At 40.2% G+C, this 8441-nt stretch carries 6 protein-coding genes and 1 pseudogene; 3 read left to right on the top strand and 4 right to left on the bottom strand.

What is annotated here, in order from left to right; translation table 11 throughout:
- Positions 1–406 (bottom strand): 6-phosphogluconolactonase (locus Q0X72_RS05155; protein WP_297762577.1); only part of this gene is annotated, 406 nt, incomplete at its 3' end.
- 5 nt (positions 407–411) lie between these two features.
- The gene (zwf, locus tag Q0X72_RS05150; protein ID WP_297762576.1) at positions 412–1944 is read right to left on the bottom strand and encodes a glucose-6-phosphate dehydrogenase; all 1533 of its coding nucleotides are present in this window, start codon (positions 1942–1944) and stop codon (positions 412–414) included.
- A gap of 185 nt (positions 1945–2129) precedes the next feature.
- On the opposite strand from zwf, the pseudogene gndA reads away from it, so the two are divergent.
- Positions 2130–3542, top strand: a pseudogene (gndA, locus tag Q0X72_RS05145) (NADP-dependent phosphogluconate dehydrogenase).
- 16 nt (positions 3543–3558) lie between these two features.
- On the opposite strand, the gene Q0X72_RS05140 reads toward gndA, so the two are convergent.
- Complete coding sequence (locus tag Q0X72_RS05140) at positions 3559–4410, bottom strand: DUF5777 family beta-barrel protein (RefSeq protein ID WP_297762575.1); 852 nt, start codon at positions 4408–4410, stop codon at positions 3559–3561.
- 205 nt (positions 4411–4615) lie between these two features.
- On the opposite strand from Q0X72_RS05140, the gene Q0X72_RS05135 reads away from it, so the two are divergent.
- Positions 4616–4987, top strand: a complete 372-nt coding sequence (locus Q0X72_RS05135; protein ID WP_297762574.1) for a cytochrome c — start codon at positions 4616–4618, stop codon at positions 4985–4987.
- The gene (locus Q0X72_RS05130; RefSeq protein WP_297762573.1) at positions 4984–5532 is read left to right on the top strand and encodes a YceI family protein; all 549 of its coding nucleotides are present in this window, start codon (positions 4984–4986) and stop codon (positions 5530–5532) included. The genes Q0X72_RS05135 and Q0X72_RS05130 overlap by 4 nt, the downstream gene beginning before the upstream one ends.
- A 55-nt stretch (positions 5533–5587) precedes the next feature.
- Here Q0X72_RS05130 and carB read toward each other — a convergent pair whose 3' ends face one another.
- Positions 5588–8440, bottom strand: a complete 2853-nt coding sequence (carB, locus tag Q0X72_RS05125) for a carbamoyl-phosphate synthase large subunit (protein ID WP_297762572.1) — start codon at positions 8438–8440, stop codon at positions 5588–5590.
- Between the last annotated feature and the right edge of the window lies 1 nt (position 8441).

Raw genomic sequence — 8441 nt, 5'->3', positions numbered from 1 at the left:
CCAAAATAACCATATCAAAAACAGGTACCTCATTATCCAGCGGAAGATTTGCAGCCAATACTTCTCCATAACGTATAGCTTCTTTTTTTGGATCGTTCTCCCCTAAAACACGATGAATATTCTTTGAAGGGATGTCTATATGTTCCAATAAATGAGCTACAGTCATTTTGTAATTGCTCTCATCATCTGATGGAGGAACACAGCGCTCGTCACCCCAATATAAATGGACCCTGGACCAGTTGATCCTATACTTTTTGGTATTAGAGAGCTCCTCAAAAACGATCTTAGGAGTACTTCCACCAGATAGTGCCACATGCACCTCTTCATTATCTTTGATCCAATTCTCCAAATACTCAGCAAAGTTGCGAGCCACTACTTCTTTGGTACTATAAATTTGCAGGTCCATATGTTCTATTTAATTACACAGAATTCGGGATCATCTGCGAGATTTTCACCCGGATTACGCCAGGTATACTTACCTTCCATCAGATCGTCTTCATTCTGGGGACCCCACACACCTGCAGAATAGCCATAGATCTTTGCATCTTTGTTGGTTTTCCAGTACTCCAGGATGGGATCTACAAATTCCCAGGCTGCCTCAACTTCATCTGCCCGGGCATACAAGGTTGCATCGCCCTGCATGGCATCGAGTAATAATCTTTCGTAGGCTGCCATGAGATTGGTTCCTTCAAGGCTTGAGTAATAAAAATCCAAATTAGCACGTTCTACCTTGAACCCAAGTCCAGGGACCTTTACACCAAATTTTATAAGGATTCCTTCGTCTGGTTGAATTCGAATTATTAGTTTATTATCCTTGTTATTTAAACCGGCATCCACAAAAATGTGGTGATGAGGTGGTTTGAAATGAATAACGATCTCGGTCACTTTGGTAGGCATCCGTTTGGCGGTCCTTACATAGAATGGCACATCTTTCCATCGCCAGTTGTCCACAAAAAACTTAAGTGCCACAAAGGTTTCTGTCGTAGAATTAGGATTTACGCCGTCTTCTTCCCTATATCCTTTTACTTTTTCTCCGTTGATAGTGGCAGCCAAATACTGCCCTCGTATAGTATTTTCATTTAGGGTCTTATGATCTTTTACTATTCTCAGGGATTTGAGCGCTTTTACCTTCTCATTTCTGATCTCCTCAGCGGTAGATCCAATTGGAGGCTCCATAACCACTAAAGAAACAATTTGAAGCAAATGATTTTGAAACATGTCACGCAGGGCCCCAGAACTATCGTAATACCCTCCACGCTTCTCTACGCCCACACTTTCGGCATTTGTGATCTCCACATGCTGAATATAATTCCGGTTCCACAAAGGTTCAAAAATACTGTTGGCGAAACGAGTAACAAGTAGGTTTTGAACAGTCTCCTTGCCCAAATAGTGATCTATTCTGAAAATTTGTTTTTCCTTAAAATATTTATGAAGGTTATGATTGAGATTTTTGGCAGACGCAAGGTCATACCCAAATGGTTTTTCTACAATTAGTCGTTTCCAGCCCTTTTCCTGAACAGTTAGACCCTGTTCAGAAAGATTTTTAGCAATGACCTCATAAATATTAGGAGGTGTTGAGAGATAAAAAATAAAGTTATATGCGGTTTGGAATTCTGAATTTAAACTAGTGATCCTTTCTGCCAGGGTGTTATATGGCTCTTCATACGAAGAACCAAGATCATGATAGAATAATTTGTCCGAGAATTGATTAATAAAGTCGGCCGCCTTCCCATCAATATCCGTCTTTAAGTAACTACTTTCCTTTACTACTTTGTTTCTAAAATCTGAATCTGACAGCGGCGACCTGCTTACACCGAGAACCGAAAAATTCTTTGGCAAAAACTGGCCCTGGTACAAATTAAACAAAGCAGGGATCAATTTACGAGCAGTGAGATCACCGGAGGCTCCAAAAATGATCAACATTTGACTTTCAGTCTTATCCATCTTTTTTCTTTAAATTATTGTGACGGGCACAACATTGCTATAATTGCCCAAAGTACGTACTAAAAAGTAAATATTTTCAATTACTTTTGAGCGTAACGAGGGTCTCTTAGGTTTTTTAGGATGTACTACTTCCTTGTAGTTTCGGCCATTAAAATAATTAAAAATAATTTACAAAATTAAGTAGGATGCCAGAGAACAAGTATGATTTTGGATTGGTAGGACTAGGGGTAATGGGTAGAAATTTTATCCTGAATGTGGCAGATAATGGCTTTAGAGCGTACGGATATGATCTTGACCAGGAAAAGGTAACTGCCCTGCAAAAAGAAGGGGGAGATCTGGATAAAGTGAATGCCACAAGCGATATGAAGACGTTTATTAATTCCTTGCAGCTACCTAGAAAGATCATGCAATAGGTCCCTGCAGGTAAAATAGTTGACAATGTAATTGAAAGTCTTTTGCCACTCCTAAGCAAGGATGATCTCATAATTGATGGAGGAAATTCATTATTTACAGATACGGACAGACGAGAAGCCTATTTAAAAACTAAAGGGATCCACTTCTTCGGAGCCGGGGTCTCTGGCGGAGCTAAAGGTGCCAGAAAAGGACCCAGCATTATGCCTGGTGGTTCTCGTGAAGCGTATAAAGAAGTAAAACCCATATTTGAAGCTGTTTCTGCTAAATATAAAGGAGAGCCCTGCGTGGCTTATTTGGGTCCAAAATCTGCCGGTAACTACGTGAAGATGATCCACAATGGCATTGAATACGGGCTTATGCAGTTAACTTCCGAAATTTACGATCTGTTGAAAAAAGCCGGGAAGTTAAACAATGATGAGTTGCACAATGCATTTGACAATTGGAATAATGGAAGATTACAATCTTTTTTAGTTGAGATCACTTCAGAAATTCTAGCGAAGGACGATGACCAGGGTTCTGGTCAGTTAGTAGATAAGATCCTGGATAAGGCCAAACAAAAAGGAACCGGAAAATGGACCTCACAAAACGCAATGGACCTTGGAATTCCTATTCCAAGTATTGATATAGCTGTAAGCATGAGAGAATTGTCTGCTCTAAAAGCAGACAGACTTAAGGCTGAAAAATTATATGGAAGGTCTCAACCTGCCACCCTGTCGAAGGACAACTTGGTAAAAATGGCAGAAGAAGCGCTGTATTTTTCATTTATCATAACCTATGCCCAGGGCTTACATCAATTATCTGAAGCTTCCGAAGAATATGGGTATGAACTCGATCTCGGCACAATTGCAAAAATCTGGCGTGCCGGATGTATTATCAGAGCCGGCTTGCTGGCAGATATTACAAAGGCCTTTCAACAAAATGCGGGACTTTCTAACCTTTTACTCGATCCTGCTTTCGCTAAAGAAATAAAGCAAACACTTGCATCAGTTAGACAATTGGTTTCATATGGAGCAACCAATGGAGTACCACTGCCAGGTCTATCAAATTCCCTTACCTATTTCGACGCCTATACTTCCGGACGCTTACCGTTAAATCTTATTCAGGCACAGCGCGATTATTTCGGGTCTCATACATACGAACGAACAGACAAGGAGGGTGTTTTCCATACCGAGTGGGAAGCGTAACCAAAGCTTCAAAAAATCAAAAAACTCTGCTCAGATTAAAGCCAAAGTATATATTACCATCGCTCCAGTCTCCAATACCGTTGCCTAAGAATCCGCTTTCAAAGGTTGGCTGTGCATTCGTAAAATGTAATTGAAAGACATGTCCTCCTGTCTCTATATCCACTCCAATTGATAAAGGATTTACGAAGGGTGATCCCGATGCTCTGTTGAGATGCCACCCATAGTCAAGGTTTAAACTAAACCGTTTATTTAGCTTTAAGCGACCTCCAAATCCAAGTGCAAATTGCGAATTATCTTGAGGGGCATAATCCACATAACCTTCATAAAAATACGTAGGCATGAGTTGAATGGATACATTTTCATTAACTTTTTTTGAGATCAATACTTGTTGGGTAAATGAAACTCTATCACCCATTGTCACCTCTCTGGAGAGTACGCCATCGTTCAGAAATGTATTAAAGGCCATCTGTGTATAACCTACAATGGTAATGGGGAAATTTTCTTTTTGTTGTACAAAGCGGTATTTCGCAGAAATATCATAGGTCTTATTAAAAGAGCTTCTCGCTATTGCCAAATTAAACCCATCAGAAAAGCCGTACAGAAAATGCAAACGGGTAAATGCAAAATCCAAGCCGAAAAAATCGTCAAAACCATTTTTAATACTTCCAAAGCGGTGCGAAACAATGAAGTAGAATTCATTTTTATTGACCATCTTGGTAGATTCAAAATTTACTATTTTCAGACCTTTAAAAGCGGCGCTTACAGTATTGACTGTATCTTGTTTATCAATAGTGGCCAAAAGATCGTCTTGTGAATAAATACCATGTGTACAGATAAAAACGGAGAGAAATATGAGTAACTTTTTCATAAGAAAGTATTTTATAATGTAAAAAAGAATTTCTATTCAATTTTTTTCTTTTAAACTTACAAAGAAATTCCTTAAATATACTCTTGGCACAGAGTTGTGATTTAATTTAAAAAGTAGAAATTCACGGACGCGCAACCAATATTAATTATGGACATCTCACTAGTAAAGATATTGATATTCAATCTTTTATCTAAATACTCCTGCTATGAAAAAGTATTTTAATTTATGTTTAATGCTATTGATATCTGGCCTAATAGGTTGTTCGAGCAGCGATAATTCTGAAGGAGTTCCTACAGATGAACCCGATAACAATGGAGGTAATGCAATGGATTTAACATATACCTCAGACATCAGAGCTATTATTCAGGCCAATTGTCTGTCCTGTCATGGAAATCCGCCTACCAATAATGCGCCAATGTCATTGACGACCTATGCTCTGGTTAAAAGTGCTGTGGAGAACAGGGGTTTGGTAAACAGGATCAACAGTAGCGTAAATCCAATGCCGCCCAATGGACGAATGCCTTTAGCAACTAGACAAATGATCTCGGATTGGGTAAATCAAGGATTACCAGAATGAGCAGAATACTCCTGATCGCTTTTCTCTTTTCTCAAACCTGGCTAATTGCACAGGAATCCTATCTTACCCAAACAGCGGTTATAAGATTAGATGCCTCTACCCCTTTAGAAGACATTAAGGCGGTTAATGAAAATGTCAACACCATCTTAAAGACCAATGGTGAAATCGCCTCTTTATTACTTATGAAGGAATTTGATTTCGAAAAGGAGTTAATGGAGGAACACTTTAATGAAAATTATGTGGAGTCGGACCGATTTCCGAAAGCCTATTTTATTGGAAAAATTCAGGAATTTTCTTTAGACCTACTCACTAGCACAAATAAACAATTTCTTTTACAGGGATCACTTAGCATTCATGGTGTAACCAATGCTTTTGAAACCATGGTTCAACTTAGAACTAATAGAGGCAACATCGAACTCGAAACATCTTTTATTATTCGTCCTGAAGACTACAAGGTCAAAGTTCCTCGACTTCTTTTTAAAAAAATCGCACAAGAAATATTAGTGACCATCTCCGCAAATCTGATCCAGGATCAGTTAGATTGAACTATTCCCTTAAAAAAGGAGGTTTACCCAATAAAAATCTGATAAATAAATTTCCTTACTTACTTAGGTACATCTTCCTTCTTGTATACAGATTGTAAAATTCGTCGTCCTTCAGGCTGTCAATAAATAGAATACTCTCTCCTGTGCTCTTCATTTCCGGCCCCAGGTTCTTATTCACATTTGGAAACTTATTAAAGGAGAATACTGGTTGCTTAATTGCGTATCCTTCTAATTTCGGATTAAAGGTAAAATCCTTGATCTTTTTCTCTCCCAACATAACCTTAGTAGCATAATTCACATAAGGTTCCCCGTAAGCTTTGGAAATAAATGGAACCGTTCTGGATGCCCTTGGGTTTGCTTCAATGATGTACACAATGTCGTCTTTAATAGCAAATTGTATGTTTATAAGTCCCACGGTATTCAGGGCTAAGGCGATCTTATTTGTATGATCCTTGATCTGCTGCATTACAAATTCACCCAAATTAAAAGGTGGCAAGGTAGCATTAGAATCTCCGGAGTGGATCCCGCAGGGCTCTATATGTTCCATGATGCCAATAATGTATACCTCTTTCCCATCGCAAATGGCATCTGCCTCTGCTTCTATAGCCCCATCCAGGTAGTGATCTAGCAGCAATTTATTATTAGGGATCTTTTGGAGCAGGTCAACCACGTGCGATTCCAATTCTTGCTTGTTGATGACAATTTTCATTCCCTGGCCTCCCAGCACATAGGATGGTCTCACCAAAAGAGGGAAATTCAGTTCATCAGATAAAGCCAGGGCTTCATCCGCAGTTTCTGCCACCCCAAATTCCGGGTAAGGAATATTGTTTTCCTGGAGTAGTCTGGAGAAACTACCGCGATCTTCGGCGAGATCGAGCGACTTAAAGCTGGTCCCCATGATCTTTATTCCGTATTTGTCTAGTTTCTCGGCAAGTTTAAGAGCAGTTTGGCCACCTAATTGCACAATAACGCCTTCCGGCTTTTCATGTAGAATAATATCGTAAATATGTTCCCAGAATACAGGTTCAAAATAAAGCTTGTCTGCCGTATCAAAATCAGTTGAAACTGTTTCCGGGTTACAATTGATCATAATCGTCTCATAACCGCACTCAGCAGCAGCCAGGACCCCGTGAACACAACAGTAATCAAATTCGATTCCCTGTCCTATCCTATTCGGACCAGAACCCAAAACCACGATCTTTTTCTTTTCCGTTACCTCACTATCGTTCGCCACATATCGATTTCCATCGGCAGTCTCTATCTCTTCCTCAAATGTTGAATAATAATAGGGGGTCATTGCCTTGAATTCTGCCGCACAGGTATCTACCAATTTATAAACCCGGTTAATGCCTAGAAAGGTCCTCTTTTTATGAACTTCACTTTCATAACAGTCGAGCATATGGGCAATCTGCCTGTCTGCAAATCCTTTTTGCTTGGCTTCTAACAGTAGTTCTTTTGGCAAGTTCTCCACCGTGTATTTGGATATTTCCTGTTCCAAAAAGTGCAGTTCCTCATATTGCTTCAGAAACCACATATCTATCTTGGTGATCTCATGGATCCTGCTAAGTGGTATCCCTAACTGTATTGCATCATAGATTACAAAGACCCTGTCCCAACTGGGAATAGTAAGCTTACTGATGATCTGCTCGTAGTTGGTATATCCTTTCCCATCGGCACCTAAACCATTTCGTTTTATCTCCAGTGATTGGGTAGCCTTGTGCAGGGCTTCCTGAAAGGATCGCCCTATTCCCATTACCTCGCCAACCGATTTCATCTGCAGACCCAGCGTTCTGTCCGATCCTTCAAACTTGTCAAAGTTCCATCGAGGAATCTTTACGATCACATAGTCTAGAGTTGGTTCAAACAAGGCAGAAGTCGATTTTGTGATCTGGTTCTCCAACTCATCCAGTGAATATCCAATAGCCAGTTTGGCAGCGATCTTGGCTATGGGATATCCGGTTGCTTTAGAGGCAAGTGCTGAAGAGCGTGATACTCGTGGGTTAATTTCTATGGCAATAATATCTTCCTTTTCATCCGGACTCACCGCAAACTGTACATTACAACCTCCGGCAAAATCTCCTATGCTCCGCATCATGTGAATGGCCATGTCTCGCATACGTTGAAAAGTACGGTCAGATAATGTCATTGCAGGGGCTACGGTGATTGAATCACCGGTATGGATTCCCATGGGATCCATATTCTCTATCGTACAAATAATGACTACGTTGTCATTGTTATCTCTGAGCAGTTCCAATTCATATTCCTTCCAACCCATGAGGGCCTTGTCTATCATTACCTCATGAATGGGAGATATTTCCAGACCTCTGCTGAGTAATTCGTCAAAATCTTCGGGCTTATACACTATGGATGCACCCGCACCACCCAGAGTATAGGAAGCTCTGATTACAAGTGGAAATCCAAATTCCTGTGCAATTTCCTTTCCTTCCAGGAATGAAGTGGCCGTAGCTTGAGGTGCCATCCCCACTCCTATTTCCAACATTAATTTGCGAAATTTCTCCCGGTCTTCGGTGATATTGATCGCGTCTATGTCTACCCCAATGATCTGAACATTAAAATCTTCCCAAATGCCCTTATCTCCTGCTTCAATACAAAGGTTGAGTGCCGTTTGTCCGCCCATGGTAGGCAACACGGCATCAATATTTGGATGCTTTTTGAGTACCTCAATAATAGATTTAGTGGTTAAAGGGAGAAGGTAAATATGGTCTGCCATGGAAGGATCCGTCATAATAGTGGCAGGATTACTATTGATCAGGACGGTTTCAATTCCATCTTCACGCAATGACCGTAAAGCCTGCGAACCCGAATAATCAAATTCACATGCTTGCCCAATAATGATGGGGCCAGAACCAATAATTAAAATAGACTTGAGGTCTTCTCTTTTTGGCATA

This window comes from uncultured Muriicola sp. (genome assembly GCF_947258935.1).
In the GTDB taxonomy this organism is placed as follows: Bacteria; Bacteroidota; Bacteroidia; order Flavobacteriales; family Flavobacteriaceae; genus Muriicola.
Note: the sequence above shows the minus strand (reverse complement) of the source record. Positions and strands in the feature narration are given on the sequence as shown.